The sequence below is a fragment of the Streptomyces sp. NPDC033177 genome (assembly GCF_055577715.1).
This window is the reverse complement of sequence record NZ_JBVIPS010000009.1, coordinates 462,851-477,687: the sequence shown is the minus strand read 5'-3', so window position 1 is coordinate 477,687 and position 14,837 is coordinate 462,851. Positions and strand designations below refer to the sequence as shown.

13 protein-coding genes are annotated in these 14,837 nt (G+C 71.4%); 4 read left to right on the top strand and 9 right to left on the bottom strand.

Features of this window, described 5'->3' with window-relative positions; translation table 11 throughout:
* The first annotated feature begins 207 nt into the window (after window positions 1-207).
* A complete protein-coding gene (locus tag ACZ5U5_RS30600; RefSeq protein ID WP_469027992.1) occupies window positions 208-1,551 on the top strand; it encodes a phytase in 1,344 nt (447 codons plus the stop codon).
* Window positions 1,552-1,686: 135 nt separating this feature from the next.
* Here the strand turns inward: ACZ5U5_RS30600 and ACZ5U5_RS30595 are convergent, their stop codons facing one another.
* The 6 genes from ACZ5U5_RS30595 to ACZ5U5_RS30570 form a co-directional block, all read right to left on the bottom strand.
* Complete coding sequence (locus ACZ5U5_RS30595; RefSeq protein ID WP_469027990.1) at window positions 1,687-2,379, bottom strand: GntR family transcriptional regulator; 693 nt, start codon at window positions 2,377-2,379, stop codon at window positions 1,687-1,689.
* Between the two features lie 72 nt (window positions 2,380-2,451).
* Window positions 2,452-3,453 (bottom strand): proline racemase family protein, encoded by a 1,002-nt coding sequence (locus ACZ5U5_RS30590; RefSeq protein ID WP_469027987.1) that lies wholly within the window; start codon window positions 3,451-3,453, stop codon window positions 2,452-2,454.
* Window positions 3,454-3,488: 35 nt separating this feature from the next.
* On the bottom strand, window positions 3,489-4,391 hold the full coding sequence (locus ACZ5U5_RS30585) for a dihydrodipicolinate synthase family protein (protein ID WP_469027985.1): 903 nt from the start codon (window positions 4,389-4,391) through the stop codon (window positions 3,489-3,491).
* 23 nt (window positions 4,392-4,414) lie between these two features.
* On the bottom strand, window positions 4,415-5,842 hold the full coding sequence (locus ACZ5U5_RS30580; RefSeq protein ID WP_469027983.1) for an FAD-dependent oxidoreductase: 1,428 nt from the start codon (window positions 5,840-5,842) through the stop codon (window positions 4,415-4,417).
* Between the two features lie 309 nt (window positions 5,843-6,151).
* A complete protein-coding gene (locus ACZ5U5_RS30575; protein WP_469027980.1) occupies window positions 6,152-6,454 on the bottom strand; it encodes a (2Fe-2S)-binding protein in 303 nt (100 codons plus the stop codon).
* On the bottom strand, window positions 6,451-7,629 hold the full coding sequence (locus ACZ5U5_RS30570) for an NAD(P)/FAD-dependent oxidoreductase (protein WP_469027978.1): 1,179 nt from the start codon (window positions 7,627-7,629) through the stop codon (window positions 6,451-6,453). Before ACZ5U5_RS30570 ends, ACZ5U5_RS30575 begins: the two co-directional genes overlap by 4 nt.
* A 110-nt stretch (window positions 7,630-7,739) precedes the next feature.
* On the opposite strand from ACZ5U5_RS30570, the gene ACZ5U5_RS30565 reads away from it, so the two are divergent.
* The 3 genes from ACZ5U5_RS30565 (at window position 7,740) to ACZ5U5_RS30555 (ending at window position 10,599) form a co-directional block, all read left to right on the top strand.
* The gene (locus ACZ5U5_RS30565; RefSeq protein ID WP_469027976.1) at window positions 7,740-9,176 is read left to right on the top strand and encodes an aminopeptidase P family protein; all 1,437 of its coding nucleotides are present in this window, start codon (window positions 7,740-7,742) and stop codon (window positions 9,174-9,176) included.
* Between the two features lie 89 nt (window positions 9,177-9,265).
* A complete protein-coding gene (locus ACZ5U5_RS30560; RefSeq protein ID WP_469027973.1) occupies window positions 9,266-10,069 on the top strand; it encodes a polysaccharide deacetylase family protein in 804 nt (267 codons plus the stop codon).
* Between the two features lie 71 nt (window positions 10,070-10,140).
* Window positions 10,141-10,599, top strand: coding sequence for an SRPBCC family protein (locus tag ACZ5U5_RS30555; RefSeq protein WP_469027971.1), 459 nt, complete (start codon window positions 10,141-10,143; stop codon window positions 10,597-10,599).
* A gap of 20 nt (window positions 10,600-10,619) precedes the next feature.
* On the opposite strand, the gene ACZ5U5_RS30550 is transcribed toward ACZ5U5_RS30555, so the two are convergent.
* The 3 genes from ACZ5U5_RS30550 to ACZ5U5_RS30540 form a co-directional block, all read right to left on the bottom strand.
* Entirely contained in the window at window positions 10,620-11,834 is a 1,215-nt protein-coding gene (locus ACZ5U5_RS30550) for an FAD-dependent monooxygenase (protein ID WP_469027968.1), read from the bottom strand.
* 61 nt (window positions 11,835-11,895) lie between these two features.
* Window positions 11,896-13,053 carry an XdhC family protein gene (locus tag ACZ5U5_RS30545; RefSeq protein WP_469027966.1) on the bottom strand — a complete coding sequence of 386 codons (1,158 nt, stop codon included), beginning with the start codon at window positions 13,051-13,053 and terminating at the stop codon, window positions 11,896-11,898.
* 37 nt (window positions 13,054-13,090) lie between these two features.
* Window positions 13,091-14,569 carry an NCS2 family permease gene (locus ACZ5U5_RS30540; protein ID WP_469027963.1) on the bottom strand — a complete coding sequence of 493 codons (1,479 nt, stop codon included), beginning with the start codon at window positions 14,567-14,569 and terminating at the stop codon, window positions 13,091-13,093.
* Window positions 14,570-14,837 lie beyond the last annotated feature (268 nt).

The following is a 14,837-nucleotide window of genomic DNA, read 5'->3' as shown; positions in this document are numbered from 1 at the left end:
CGTTGCTCCGAGACGTATCTCACCTCGAACAGCCGGTTTACCACCTGCCATTAGAGGTCGCACATTCTACGAACACGTACGTGCCCGGCGACACACTCCGTTCACTTCGCGGACCGCCGGGCGAGGCACCATCCGACGGCAAGTCTTCACAGCAAGATCACAGAGTGGATTCGTCATGCGGTACCCATGACAGAAAGGGATCCCTTCATGGCCAAGCCCCGCAGACCCCGCCCCGCCCTCGCACTTCCCTTCCTCGCCCGCCCCGCCCTCACCCGCATCGCTCTCGTCGCGGCCCTCGCGGCGGTGGCGGCGACCGCTCCCCCGGGTCCGGGCGCCCTCGCGGCCACGGCGCTGCCCGCCGTCCAGCCGCGCGCCGAGACCACCGCCCTGCACGACGACGACGCGGGCGGCAACGCCGACGCCGACGATCCGGCGATCTGGCGCAACCCCGCCGACCCGGGCCGCAGCCTGGTCGTCGCCACCGCCAAGCAGGGCGGTCTTCGCGTGTACGACCTCTCCGCGCGCGAGGTCCAGTCCGTTCCGGCACCCGCGGCGCCCGGCCCCGACGACGCGCCCGGCCGCTTCAACAACGTCGACCTGGTGCACGGCCTGCGGCTGCCGTCGGGCCGCGCCGACCTGGCCGTGACGAGCGACCGCGGCAACGACCGGCTGCGCGTCTACCGCATCGACCGCGAGCGCCCCGGGGGCCCGCTCACCGACGTCACCGACCCTTCGGCGGCGCCCGTCTTCTCCTCCTCGCAGGAGGAGATAAACGAGCAGCGCACCGCGTACGGCCTCGCGACCTGGACCGACCGCCGCTCGGGCCGGTCGTACGCACTGGTCAGCCAACGGGAGCGGACCCGTCTCGCGCTCCTCGAACTGACCCCGAAGAGCGACGGCACCGTCGGCTACCGCAAGGTCCGCACCCTCGAACTGCCCGCCGACTTCCGCCTGCCGAACGGCACTTCATGGACGCCGTGCGGCGAGCCGGGCGAACTGCCGCAGGTGGAGGGCATGGTCGTGGACCCCGCCTCCGGCACGCTCTACGCGGGCCAGGAGGACGTCGGCATCTGGCGGCTGCACGCCGACCTGACCGGCAAGCCCCAACTGGTCGACAAGGTGCATGAGTACGGTGTTCCCGGGACGTACGACCCCGCGACCGAGGAGTGCACCGCGGGCGCCGACCCCGGTTACGGCGGCAAGCGCCTCAAGGCCGACGTCGAGGGTCTGACGCTGCTCGACGAAGGCGACGGCGACGGCTATCTGCTGGTCTCCAGCCAGGGTGACGACACCTTCGCCGCCTACGACCGTGAGGTGTCCGACCGCAACGCGTACGAGGGCGGCTTCCGCGTCACCGCCGCCTCCGCAGCGCTCGACGGCTCCGAGGAGTGTGACGGCGCCGCGGTCCTCAACAAGCCGCTCGGCGCCGCGTTCCCGCACGGCCTTCTCGTCGTGCAGGACGGCCATGACACGCCCGGCGACGCCGAACGCCCGTCCACGGGCTTCAAGTTCGTGGATCTGGGCGACGTGCTCGACGCCGTCGATGACTGACACGGCGTAACCCTCGCCGGAACGACAGGCGGCACATGAGGCACAGGGCCGCCGGGCCGGACATCGGTCTGGCGGTCCTGTGGTGCCGGGCGTGGAGAGGGAGGCTCACGCCAGGGTGATCGTGTCCGGCCGGGGCTATTCGGCCGCCCACAGTCCGCGCACATGACCGAGGTGGCGGGTCATCACCGCGTGTACGGCGTCCGCGTCGCGGGCGAGCAGCGCGTCGAGGATCTCCAGGTGCTCCTCCGCCGACGCCGCGAGGCGGCCCGCGTCGACGAGCGCCTGGAGTCCGTACAGGCGGGACCGCTTGCGCAGGTCGCCGACCACCTCGACGAGGTGGTCGTTGCCGCAGAGCGCGAGCAGACCGAGGTGGAAGCGGATGTCGGCCTCGACGTACGCGATGAGGTCGCCGTCCGCCGCCGCGGTGACGATCGCCTGCGCGGTGGGCCGCAGTGTTTCGAGGTCGGCGGGGTCCGCCGAGCCGGCGAGCTCCACCGTGGTGGGGATCTCGATCAGTGCGCGGATGTGCTTGTACTCGTCGAGCTGCTTCTCGGAGACCGCGGTGACCCGGAAGCCCTTGTTCGGCACGGTGTCGACGAGCCCCTCCTTGGCGAGGTCGAGCATGGCCTCGCGGACCGGGGTCGCGGACACGCCGAAGCGCACGGCCAGGGTGGGGGCCGAGTAGACCTCGCCCGCGCGCAGCTCCCCCGCGATGAGCGCGGCGCGCAGCGCGTCCGCGACCCGTTCGCGGTAGCTGCTGCGCGTGCCGCCCAGGCTGGGCAGGGCGGCAGGGGCGGCGGACGGGGCGGGGTTGCGCCGGGCGGCCATGGGGACGGTTCCTCCTGGGTGCACTGTCAGGGTGCAATGTCACGTGCTACGAGTGGCCATTATCCCGGTCGGCTAGAGCACGAAGCCCGCGGGGAAGGGGTCGTCCGGGTCGAGGAGGTACTGCGCGGTGCCGGTCACCCAGGCCCGGCCGGTGAAGCTGGGCAGGACCGCGGGGGTGCCGGCGACCTCGGTGGTCCCCAGGAGCCGCCCGCTGAAGCGCGTGCCGATGAAGGACTCGTTGACGAACTCCGTGTCCAGGGGCAGCTCTCCGCGCGCGTGCAGCTGGGCCATGCGCGCGCTCGTGCCCGTGCCGCACGGCGAGCGGTCGAACCAGCCGGGGTGGATGGCCATCGCATGCCGGGAGTACCGGGCGGTGGCGCCGGGCGCGTAGAGGTGGACGTGGTGGCAGCCGCGGATGGACGGGTCATCGGGGTGCAGCGGCTCGTCCTCGGCGTTGATCGCCGCCATCAGCGAGAGGCCCGCCGCGAGGATCTCGTCCTTGCGCCCGCGCTCGAAGGGCAGGCCGAACTGGTCCAGGGGCAGGATCGCGTAGAAGTTGCCGCCGTAGGCCAGGTCGTACGTCACCGAACGGCCGTCGGGCAGGGTGATCTTGCGGTCGAGTCCGAAGGCGAAGGACGGCACGTTCTGGAGCGTGACGGCCTTCGCCGCGCCGTCCTCGACGGCGACCTCGGCGACGACGAGGCCCGCCGGGGTGTCCAGGCGGATCGTGGTGACCGGCTCGACGGCCTCGACCATGCCGGTCTCGACGAGGACGGTGGCGACGCCGATGGTGCCGTGCCCGCACATCGGCAGATAGCCGGAGACCTCGATGTAGATCACGCCGTAGTCGCAGTCGGGCCGGATGGGCGGCTGGAGGATCGCGCCGCTCATGGCCGCGTGACCGCGCGGTTCGTTCATCAGGAGCTGCTTGATGTCGTCGCGATGCTCGCGGAAGTGGAGCCTGCGCTCGTTCATCGTCGCGCCGGGTACGGTGCCGATGCCGCCGGTGATCACCCGCGTCGGCATGCCTTCGGTGTGCGAGTCGACCGCGTGCAGGACGAGTTTGCTGCGCATGGCGGAGCCCTTTCGTAGGTGGCCGTGCGGGGGCGTCAGCCGAGCCCGGCGGCGGCCGTCCGCTCGGTGGCGGCGCGCACCGCCTTCTCCTGCTCCGGAAGCAGCGGCACCCGCGGCGGACGGCAGGGGCCGCCGTGCCGTCCGACGAGGTCCATGGACAACTTGATGGCCTGCACGAACTCGGGCCTGGAGTCCCAGCGCAGCAGGGGGTGCAGTTCCCGGTACAGCTCCTGCGCCGTGGTCAGCTCTCCGGTCGTGGCGGCACGGTAGAGCTCGACGCAGGCGGCGGGCAGCGCGTTCGGGTAGCCCGCGACCCAGCCCTTGGCGCCCGCGAGGGCGAGTTCGAGCAGGACGTCGTCCGCGCCGACCAACAGATCGAGTTCCGGGGCCAGTTCGGCGATGCGGTAAGCGCGGCGGACGTCGCCGGAGAACTCCTTGACGGCGTGGATGTATCCCTCGCCGTGCAGCTTCGCGAGGAGTTCGGGCTCCAGGTCGACCTTGGTGTCGATGGGGTTGTTGTACGCGACTACGGGGAGGCCCGCCTTCGCGACCTCCTCGTAGTGGGCGAGCACGGAGCGCTCGTCGGCGCGGTAGGCGTTCGGCGGGAGCAGCATCACCGAGGCGCAGCCCGCGTCCTTGGCCTGCTCGGCCCAGCGGCGGGCCTCGGCGGAGCCGTAGGCGGCGACGCCGGGCATCACCCGCGTGCCGCCGACCGCCGCGACGGCGGTCTCCACGACCTTGGCGCGCTCCTCGGGGGTGAGCACCTGGTACTCGCCGAGCGAGCCGTTGGGCACGACGCCGTCGCAGCCGTTCTCGACGAGCCAGGCGCAGTGCTCGGCGTAGCGGTCGTGGTCGACGGAGAGGTCGTCGTCGTTCAGGGGCAGGGCGGTGGCGACGAGAACGCCGTGCCAGGGGCGGCGGTCGGGGGTTGTGGTCATCGGTGTTGTCCCTTCGTTGCAGGTCAGGAGGAGGGGGTCGGCTCGTCTTCGTCGGTGGTCCGCGCGAGCACGCCGAGCGGTACCGGTCTGGCGAACGGCCGCCGCGCGGACCGCTCCTCGCAGCCCGCGAGCCCGGCGACGGCCGCCGAGCACATGCGGCCCTGGCACCAGCCCATGCCGGCCCGGGTCAGGAGTTTCACCGTCCGCGCGTCGGTGGCGCCGAGTTCCTCGACGGCCTCGCGGACCGCCGACGCGGGAACCTCCTCGCAGCGGCAGACGAGGGTGTCGTCGCGGAGTTGCTCCGCCCAGTGCGCGGGCGGCGCGTATACGGCGCCGATGGCCGCTGCGAACTCTCGCATTCTCGTACGGGACTTGGCGGCGGCGGCCCATGTGCGCGGGTCGGGTGTGCTCCCCCGGAGCCGGGCGGCGGCCGAGCACCCGGCGATGTGCCCCTCGGCGAGGGAGAGAGCCGCGCCGCCGATTCCTGTCGCCTCGCCTGCGGCCCAGACGCCGGGGACGTCGGTGCGCTGCTCGGCGTCGACGGCGACATCCACCCCGTCGATACGGCAGCCGAGGCCCTCGGCGAGATCGGTGTGCGGCAGCATGCCGTGGCCGACGGCGAGGGTGTCGCAGGGGATGCGCCGCTCGGTGCCGGGCCGCACCCGCCCCGCCGTGTCGAGCGCGGCGACGGTCACCGCCTCCAGTACGTTCTTGCCGTGCGCTTCGACGACCGTGTGGCCGGTGGTCAACGGAACGCGGTGGCGCAGGAGTTGAGCGGCGTACTGAGCGCCCTCGGCGAGCTGGTCCGGATGGGCGGCGAGGGTGGCCGCGTGCCGCGCGAAGGCCTTGGGGTCGGCGGACTCGACCAGCGCGGCCACCTCGGCCCCGGCCGCCGCGAGCCCGGCGGCGACGGGCATGAGCAGTGGCCCGGTTCCGGCCACGACGACGGTACGGCCCGGGAGGACCAGCCCTCCCTTGAGCATGGCCTGGGCGCCGCCGGCGGTGATCACCCCGGGGAGGGTCCAGCCGGGGAACGGCAGGACTTTCTCGTACCCCCCGGTCGCGAGGAGCACGGCGTCGGCACGCAGGGCTACGGTCTCCTGCTGCTCGGGTCCGAGGAGGGCCTGTACGGCGAAGCCACCGTCTCCCTCTTCGCGCTCCACGAACCAGACGTGATGTTCCGTCAGGTGCGTGATGCGGCCCGCCTCGATCTGTTCCGCGAGCCCGTCCCGCAGCCGTTCCCACGTACGCCACTGGTGATGCAACGCCTGCGGACGGCGTGCGCCGAGCGCGACTGCGGGCTGCCGGTAGAACTGTCCGCCTGCCTGCGGGGCGGAGTCGAGAACCGTGACCCGTACGTCCCGCTGCGCGGCGGCCAGCGCTGCGGCGAGCCCGGCGGGGCCCGCGCCGATCACCGCCAGCGTGCGGGGCGGTTTCGCCTCCGGCGTCACCGCCCGCCCCCCGGCATTCGCCCCTTGCCGAACGGGCCTCTCCCGCCTCTCCCGCCCACCCACCCGTAACCCCGTATCCCACCCTGGACGAACAAGCCTTCCCGCCCACCCACCCGATTGCCCCGCAGCGACCAGCGAACAGCCGCAGTCGGTAGCGGACGCGAGGGGACGTGCCGGTATGTCTGCCCGGAGCACGGTTCGCGGCACTCCGGGGCCGAAGCAGCCCCGGAGCCACCGGACGATAGCGAGGACGGACATACCGGCGCGGCCCCGCACCCAGGCCGGACCGGTCCCGCAGCTCCGCCGCCGTCACACAACGTCCCCACCCCCGCTCCTGATCACATCTCCGGGAGCCGCCGGTACAAGGCAAGCGCGTTGATTCGGCTGACCGTTGATCTCCACCAGGCAGTCGAAGCAGGCGCCGATCCCGCAGAAGGCGCCCCTTGGTTCGCCGCCCCGTCTCGTGGTGCGCCACGCCGTGATTCCCGCCGACCAGAGCGCCGCGGCCACCGTCTGGCCCGGCAAGGCCGGGATTTCCCGGCCGTCGAACGTGACGGTGTGCGGTGGCCCCGGGCGGGCGTGGACGAGGTTCAGGGGGGTGCGTTTGCTCATGGCGCCTCCTCTGGCGGGCGGGCGGCGAAACGGTCGGGGAGGAAGGGGGTCAGGTTCAGGTCCGGTGGCGCGCCGCTCAGCAGCTGGGCGATCAAGTGGCCCGTGCCCGTGGCGAGTCCGATCCCCGCGCCCTCGTGACCGCAGGCGTGGATCAGCCCCGGCACCCGGGCGTCGGGGCCGATGGCGGGGAGGTGGTCCGGCATGTAGGGGCGGAAGCCGACGTACGCGCGCATGGCCCGGACCTCGGCGAGGAACGGGAAGAGCCGCGTCGCGCCCGCCGCCAGGGCCCGCATGACCGGCAGCGAGAAGCTCCGGTCGAAGCCGACCCGCTCGCGGCTCGCGCCGATCAGGATCGGCCCCGCCGCCGTGCCCTCGACCACCGGCGACGTCTGCAGCGCGGCGGACCCGCTGGCCACGTCCGCCACGTAGTCGGCGGCGTACACCTTGTGCCGGACCCTGCGCGGCAGCGGCTCGGTGACCAGGACGAAGCCCCGCCTCGGCAGCACGGGCAGGGTGACTCCGGCGAGGGCGGCGAGCTCGCCGCCCCAGGTGCCCGCCGCGTTCACGACGTACGGGGCGTGGATCTCACCCCGGTCGGTGCGAACCCCGCGTATCTCCCCGCCCGCGGTCCGCAGCACGGCGATGACCTCCCACCCTGTGCGGAGTTCGGCACCCAATCCCCTGGCCAGGCGTGCCAGTTGGGCCGCGGCCAGCGACGGCATCACCTGGGCGTCCTGCGGGTAGTGGACGCCGCCCGCCGTCCCGGGAGCGAGGTGCGGTTCCAGGTCGTACAGCTCATCGGACGCCACCGTCCGCGCCTCGACCCCGGCTTCTCGCTGCCCGGCAGCGAACTCCCCCAGTGCGTCGAGACCTTGCTCGGATGAGGCGACGACCACGCCGCCTTTGGCCTCGTACTCGATGCGCGTGCCCACGCCCGGCTCCGCGGCGAGCTTCGTCCACAAACGCCCTGACAACAGGGCGAGTTCGAGCTCGGGGCCGGGTTCCTTGTCGGAGACGAGGATGTTCCCCTCGCCGGATCCAGTCGTGCCGCCGGCCACCGGACCGCGGTCCACCAGGACGACGGAGAGTCCGGCGCGCGCCGCGTACAGGGCACAGGCGGCGCCCACCATCCCGGCGCCGACCACCACAACATCGCAGGTCAGCCGCTTTGTCACGCCAGTACTATGTCACATGTTCCCTTACGGGCCAAGGGTCTCTACGCTGACTGAACCGCCCCAGAGCACTCCACCACGAGCCCCGGAACGGGGAAGAAAAGGTGAATCCGATGGCCAAGAAGAAGGCGTCCGGCGTACGCAAGAACGGTCTGTATCCCGAGATCTCCGAGGAGCTCTCCGCCCTGATGCGGACGGGCTGGGCCGACACCGAGCAGCGCGACCTGCGCCCGGCGGAACAGACCCCACACGCGGCGCGCCGCCGCGCCGCCCTGTCCGCGCTGTTCCCGGGCGAGCGTCTGGTGATCCCCTCGGGAAAGCTCAAGATCCGCTCGAACGACAGCCATTACCCCTTCCGCCCGTACTCCGGTTACGTCCACATGACCGGCGACCAGGCACGGGACTGCGCCCTGGTCCTCGAACCCCGCGCCGGGGGTGAGGGCCACGACGCGCACCTCTACCAACTCCCCCGCGACAGCAGGGACAGCGACGAGTTCTGGACCGGCATGACAGCCGAGCTGTGGATGGGCCGCAGGCGCAGCCTCGCCGAGTCCGAGCTGCTGCTCGGCCTGCCCTGCCGCGACGTCCGCGACGCCCCGGCCGAACTGGCCGCGTCACCCGGCGTGCCGACCCGCATCGTGCGCGGCCACGACCCGGAGCTGGAGGCGTCGGTGACGACCGACGAGGAAAGCGACGCCGAACTGGAGGAGGCACTCTCGGGCCTGCGCCTGGTCAAGGACGGCTGGGAGATCGGCGAGCTGCGCAAGGCGGTGGACTCCACGGTCCGCGGATTCACTGATGTCGTACGGGAGTTGGCGACCGCCGTCGCCACGTCGGAGCGGTGGATCGAGGGGACCTTCTTCCGCCGCGCCCGCCTGGAGGGCAACCACATCGGCTACGGCTCGATCTGCGCGGCGGGCGAACACGCCACGATCATGCACTGGCAGGACAACGACGGTCCGGTGCGCCCCGGCGAACTCCTGCTCCTGGACGCGGGCGTGGAGACCCACACCCTCTACACCGCCGACGTCACCCGCACCCTCCCGGTCGACGGCACCTTCACCCCGCTCCAGCGCAAGATCTACGACGCGGTGTTCGAGGCGCAGGAGGCGGGCATCGCCGCCGTGAAGCCGGGCGCCGCCTACCGCGACTTCCATGACGCGGCGCAGCGGCACCTCGCGTACAAGCTCGTCGAGTGGGGTCTTCTCGACGGTGACCCGGAGCGGGTCTTCGAGCTCGCGCTGCAACGGCGCTTCACCATGGCGGGCACGGGCCACATGCTCGGCCTCGACGTCCACGACTGCGCCCAGGCGCGCACCGAGGAGTACGTCGGCGGAGTACTGGAGGCGGGCATGGTGCTCACCGTCGAACCGGGCCTGTACTTCCAGCCGGACGACCTCACCGTGCCCGAGGAGTACCGGGGCATCGGGGTCCGCATCGAGGACGACATCCTCGTCACCGCGGACGGCAACGAGAACCTGTCGGCGGGTCTGCCGCGTGACTCCGCCGCGGTCGAGGCCTGGATGGACGGCCTGGTGAGCGACCGTTAGAGCGGCCGCCGACCCGGACACAACAAGGCAAGCGAGCTCCCGGGAGCCCTCTATACACTCGGTATATACACACTGTGTATAGTGCTCGCATGTCCGCTGCGAAAAGCAAGATGAAGAGATCCGCCCCGGGGTTCCGTCGAGCCGCTTACATGACGGCCATGACCGCCGCGGTCATGGCCGTCGCCCTCACGGGTTGCACCAAGGTGGACACCACCTCCCCCAGCTCCGTGCGCAAGGACGCGGCATCGGTGGGCGTGAAGGGCAGGGCGAAGGTCGGGACGGTCGACTGCCGCAGCACCAAGTGCGTGGCCCTGACGTTCGACGCGGGGCCGAGCGAGAACTCGGCGCGGCTGCTCGACATCCTCAAGGAGGAGAAGGTGCCCGCCACCTTCTTCCTGCTCGGCAAGAACCACATAGCCGAGCACCCCGAGCTCGTGAAGCGCATGGACGCCGAAGGGCACGAGGTGGCGAGCCACACCTGGTCGCACAAGATCCTCACCGACATCACGCCGGACGAGGCGCGCGAGGAACTGCGCAGGGCCGACGAGGCGATAGAGAAACTGATCGGCCGCAAGCCGACGCTGATGCGCCCTCCGCAGGGCCGCACGAACCCGGACGTCAACAAGATCTCGCGCGAGGAGGGCCTCTCGGAGGTCCTGTGGAGCGTGACCGCCAAGGACTACACGACCAACGACTCCGCGCTGATCAAGAAGCGCGTCATCGACCAGACCGAGCGGGACGGCATCATCCTGCTGCACGACATCTACAAGGGGACGGTGCCCGCGGTGCCGGGCATCATCGACGAGTTGAAGAAGCGCGGCTACGTCTTCGTGACGGTTCCGCAGCTGCTCGCGCCGGGGAAGGCCGAGCCGGGCAAGGTCTACCGCCCGTAGGACCCGCAGGACTCGCATCCGTGGCTCCGTAGAAGGCGCGTTTCGCCGCCGGGGCCTGGCAGGATCGCCGTGTGGCTCTCTTCCGTATCGACCGGGAATCATCCCTGCCCGCCGACGACGTCTGGCGCCGGCTCACCACCTGGGAGCGGCATGCCGACGTGGTCCCGCTGACGCGGGTCGTCGTGCGGACACCGCCGCCCCACAGGGAGGGCACGGTCTTCGTCGCCCGCAGCGGGCTCGGCCCCGTCGGCTTCGACGACGTGATGGAGGTCGTGACGTGGCGCCCGGCCGAGGCGGGCGGCGGCCTGTGCCGGCTGGAGAAGCGGGGGTCGTTCGTGACGGGGTGGGCGGAGATCGAGGTGTCTCCGCGAGCCGGAGCGACTGGTTCGACGGTGCTCTGGCGGGAGGAACTGCGCGTGCGGTGGCTGCCGGCGGTCTTCGACAGGGTGCTCGCGGCCGCCGGACGACGGATGTTCGGGCGGGCGGTGGACGGGCTGCTCTCCGCTCCTCCGCCCCGCCCCTTCGCGTAAGGGGCGCGCGGCCCGCCGGTTCAGCCCCGCGAGTCCCGTACCCGTCCGTGCAGCGTCCGCGCCACCCTCGGGCCCAGCCACCGCTTCATCCGGCGCAGGGGCTCCAACTGCTCGGCGGCGCGGTCGATCCGGTAGTAGAGCTGCGGGGGGATGTGCGGCAGCAGCGGTGAGTGGCGCTGGCCGAGGAGCGCGAACATCTGGGCCGGGTCGAGGCCGATGTAGCGCGGCAGGTTCTCGTACCACTGGGCGCTGTAGCGGGCCGCGCTCTGGACGGAGAGAAGGGCGGAACGCCGCTCCCGTTCGTAGCCCGTGAGGGCGGCGGTGAGGTCGGTGTTTCCCCGCAGGGCGTCCGCCAGGGCGATGGCGTCCTCCAGGGCGAGCGTCGTGCCCGCCCCGATCGAGTAGTGCGTGGTGTGCGCGGCGTCGCCGAGCAGGACCACGTTGCCGCGGTGCCACGTCCGGTTGGTCAGCGTCCGGAAGTTGAGCCACTGCGCGCTGCCGTCGGCCTGCGCGCGGCCGATCAGGCGGTGCCCGTCCAGGGGCCCGGCGAAGAGCCGCTCAAGGAGGGCGAGCCCTTCGGCCTCGCTCACCTCGTGCAGGCGAAGGCCCGTCCAGGTCTCCGGGGAGCACTCGATGACGCAGGTGCTCTTCTCGTCGCTGAAGCGGTAGCCGTAGCACCAGATCCAGCCGTGCGCGGTCTCCACGAAGGCGAAGGTGAAGGAGTCGAAGACCTTCGTGGTGCCGAGCCAGATGTACTTGTTGCGGCCGAGCGTGATCTCGGCGCCGAAGTGGTCGGTGTGGCGCTCGCGCAGGGCGCTCCTGACGCCGTCGCCCGCGACGACGAGGTCGGCGTCGGGCAGCTGGGCCGCGTCGGTGATTTCGCTCTCGAACTCGACGCGTACGCCGAGGGAGCGGGCCCGGCTCGTGAGGATGTCGAGAAGCCGGTGGCGCCCGATGCCGTGGCCCTCGTCGCCGTGGTGGACCGTCGTGCGGTCGCCGACGTGCGCGACGCCGTCGCTCCAGCGGACCGAGTGCTCGCTGATGGCGCGCGCGGACTCGGGGTCGCCGGCCCGGAGTTTGTCGAGCAGGCCGCCCCAGTAGGTGACCCCCCAGCCGTACGTCGATCCTGCCGGGTTGCGTTCGTGGACGGTGATGTCGTGGGACGGGTCCTGCCGCTTGAGCAGGATCGAGAGGTAGAGGGCGGCGGGCCCGCCACCGACGCAGGCGACCTTCACGAATGCTCCTATTGCGTAACAAAGTGATCAACTCGTGACGCAAGGTAACAGCAGGGGCCCCTCAGGCCACGGACCCGATACGCCCGGCGGGCCGCCGCGAGGCGTCGTGGTGGATCGGCGTGTGCGCGCCCGTCAACGAGACGCCGCTGCCGCCCCGCCGGTTCGCGACGATCTCCGCGGCGATGGAGAGGGCCGTCTCCTCCGGGGTGCGCGCGCCGAGGTCGAGACCGATGGGCGAGCGCAGCCTGGCCAGTTCCAGCTCGCTCACGCCGACTTCACGCAGCCGCTCGTTGCGGTCCTCGTGCGTGCGGCGCGAACCCATCGCGCCCACGTAGGCGACCGGGAGGCGCAGGGCGAGTTCGAGCAACGGCACGTCGAACTTGGCGTCGTGCGTCAGGACGCACACGACGGTGCGGGCGTCGACGTCCGTGCGCTTCAGGTACTCGTGCGGCCACTCGACGACGATCTCGTCCGCGTCCGGGAACCGCGCCGCCGTGGCGAACACGGGCCGCGCGTCGCAGACGGTCACGCGGTAGCCGAGGAACTTGCCGACCCTGACGAGCGCGGACGCGAAGTCGATCGCGCCGAACACGATCATGCGGGGCGGCGGAACGCTCGACTCGACGAGGAGGGTGAGCGGCTGCCCGCAGCGCGAGCCGTCCTCGCCGATCTCCACCGTGCCAGTGCGCCCCGCGTCCAGCAGGGCGCGGGCCTCGCCCGCGGCGGTGCGGTCCAGCTCGGGATGCCCGCCGAGCCCGCCCTCATGAGGGGCGTCGGCGTCCGCCCGTACGAGAAGGGCGCGGCCCACGAGTTCCGCGGGGCCGGAAGTGATGCGGGCGACGGCCGCGGCCTCGCCCGATGCCGCCGCCGCGAGCGCGGCGGCGATGACCGGTCGCGCGGCGGAGTCCGCGCGGACCGGGGTGACGAGGATGTCGATGATGCCGCCGCAGGTCAGTCCCACGGCGAAGGCGTCCTCGTCGCTGTATCCGAAGCGTTCGAGGACGCTTTCGCCGTCTTGCAGGGCCTGTTGGCACAGTTCGTAGACGGCGCCTTCCACACACCCGCCGGAGACGGAGCCGATGGCCGTGCCGTCGGAGTCGACGGCCAGGGCCGCACCGGGCTGCCGGGGCGCGCTGCCGCCGACCGCCACCACGGTGGCGACGGCGAAGTCGCGTCCCTGCTCGACCCACCGGTTCAGCTCTTCGGCGATGTCCAGCATGTCCGTCTCCTAACGGGTGTGTGAGGACCTGGACGGGCTACTTGACGCCCATCCAGTTCTCGATCGGGTGGAGCGCGAAGAAGGCCAGGAACACGAGGGCGAGCACCCACATGAGCCAGCCGATCTCACGTGCCCTGCCCTGCGCGGCCTTGATCAGGACGTGGGCGATGACACCGGCCGCGATACCCACCGTGATGGAGTACGTGAACGGCATCAGGACCGTGGTGAGGAACACCGGGATGGCGGTGGCCTGGTCGGTCCAGTCGATGTGCCGGGCGTTGCTCAGCATCATCGCGCCGATGACGACGAGGGCGGCGGAGGCGACCTGGGTCGGGATGAGCTGGGCGAGCGGGGTGAAGAAGAGGCACAGCGCGAACGCGAGGCCGGTGATGACGCTCGCGAAGCCGGTGCGCGCGCCGTCGCCGACGCCCGCGGTGGACTCGACGAAGACGGTCTGGCCGGACGCGCCGGCGACACCACCGACGACGCCGCCGGCACCGTCGATCGCCAGGGCCTTGTTCAGGCCCGGCATCTTGCCGTCCTTGTCGGCGAGGTTGGCCTGCTGGCCGATGCCGATGATGGTGCCCATGGCGTCGAAGAAGCCGGCCAGGACCAGGGTGAAGACGATGACACCGACGGTGATGGCGCCGATGTCCCCGACGCCGCTGAAGGACACCTCGCCGAAGAGGCCGAAGTCGGGCGACGAGACGACGGAGCCGTCGAGCTCCGGGGCGTTCAGACCCCAGTCCTTGGGGCTCATGCCCGCGAGCTGGTGGACGATCGCCGCGAAGACGGTGCCGCCGACGATGCCGATGAGGATCGCGCCGGGGACCTTGCGGACCTGGAGCAGGAAGATCAGCAGGACGGTGACGGCGAAGCAGAGGACGGGCCAGCCCATGAGCTTGTCGTCGACGCCCAGCTGGATCGGCTTCGCGTACATGTCGCCGTGCTTGGACGGCATGGAGGTGACGAAGCCCGCCTGGACCAGGCCGATCAGCGTGACGAACATGCCGATGCCCATGGTGATGGCGTGCTTCAGCGCCAGGGGGATCGCGTCCATGATCAGGGTCCGCAGGCCGGTGAGGACCAGCAGGATGATGATGGCGCCGTAGATGATGCACATCGCCATCGCGTTGCCCCAGGTCATCTCCGGGGCGACCTGGAAGGCCATCACGGCGGAGACGCTGAGTCCCGCCGCGAGGGCAAGCGGCACATTGCCGAGGATGCCCATGACGATGGTGGTGGCGGCAGCCGCGAAGACGGTGGCGGTGGTCAGCTGATCACCGTCGAGGCGGTGTCCCGTGGCGTCGGGAACCGAGAGGATCACCGGGTTGAGCAGGATGATGTAGGCCATCGCCATGAAGGTGGTGATGCCGCCGCGCACCTCCCGGCCGACGGTCGATCCTCTGCGCGTTATGTGGAAATAGCGGTCCAGCCAAGACCTGCCGGCGGGGACGCGTGAGCCGTTGCCCGCGTCCTCTGCGGTGGTCTTCGGCTCCGTTGACTGCTGGGTCATGGTGCCTAACTCCCAAGGTTCAAAGGGGCACCCGCAACAGGCGGTTCACAAGAGGGTCGGGCCTGTGGAGACTGCGGGATTTGGGATGGTGCGTTGGGCGCACGACCCGGGGGACGGCCCGAGACGAACTGGGGCTCCGAAGAGCGTGGGTGCTGCGTAGGTACTGCGATGACCGCGAGCGGTGCGGTACTGGGGTTCTCCGGGCGGCACGGGCGACGGGAAGTGTGACGTTCCGTGGGAGGCACGCGCCGCCCGGAGAGATCTTGGG

Bases quoted from the DNA above. Each gene is read 5' to 3' on its own strand.
- ACZ5U5_RS30600 (WP_469027992.1), top strand. From the start codon at position 208: ATGGCCAAGCCCCGCAGACCCCGCCCCGCCCTCGCACTTCCCTTCCTC.
- ACZ5U5_RS30595 (WP_469027990.1), bottom strand. From the start codon at position 2,379: ATGGCCGCCCGGCGCAACCCCGCCCCGTCCGCCGCCCCTGCCGCCCTG.
- ACZ5U5_RS30590 (WP_469027987.1), bottom strand. From the start codon at position 3,453: ATGCGCAGCAAACTCGTCCTGCACGCGGTCGACTCGCACACCGAAGGC.
- ACZ5U5_RS30585 (WP_469027985.1), bottom strand. From the start codon at position 4,391: ATGACCACAACCCCCGACCGCCGCCCCTGGCACGGCGTTCTCGTCGCC.
- ACZ5U5_RS30575 (WP_469027980.1), bottom strand. From the start codon at position 6,454: ATGAGCAAACGCACCCCCCTGAACCTCGTCCACGCCCGCCCGGGGCCA.
- ACZ5U5_RS30565 (WP_469027976.1), top strand. From the start codon at position 7,740: ATGGCCAAGAAGAAGGCGTCCGGCGTACGCAAGAACGGTCTGTATCCC.
- ACZ5U5_RS30560 (WP_469027973.1), top strand. From the start codon at position 9,266: ATGTCCGCTGCGAAAAGCAAGATGAAGAGATCCGCCCCGGGGTTCCGT.
- ACZ5U5_RS30545 (WP_469027966.1), bottom strand. From the start codon at position 13,053: ATGCTGGACATCGCCGAAGAGCTGAACCGGTGGGTCGAGCAGGGACGC.
- ACZ5U5_RS30540 (WP_469027963.1), bottom strand. From the start codon at position 14,569: ATGACCCAGCAGTCAACGGAGCCGAAGACCACCGCAGAGGACGCGGGC.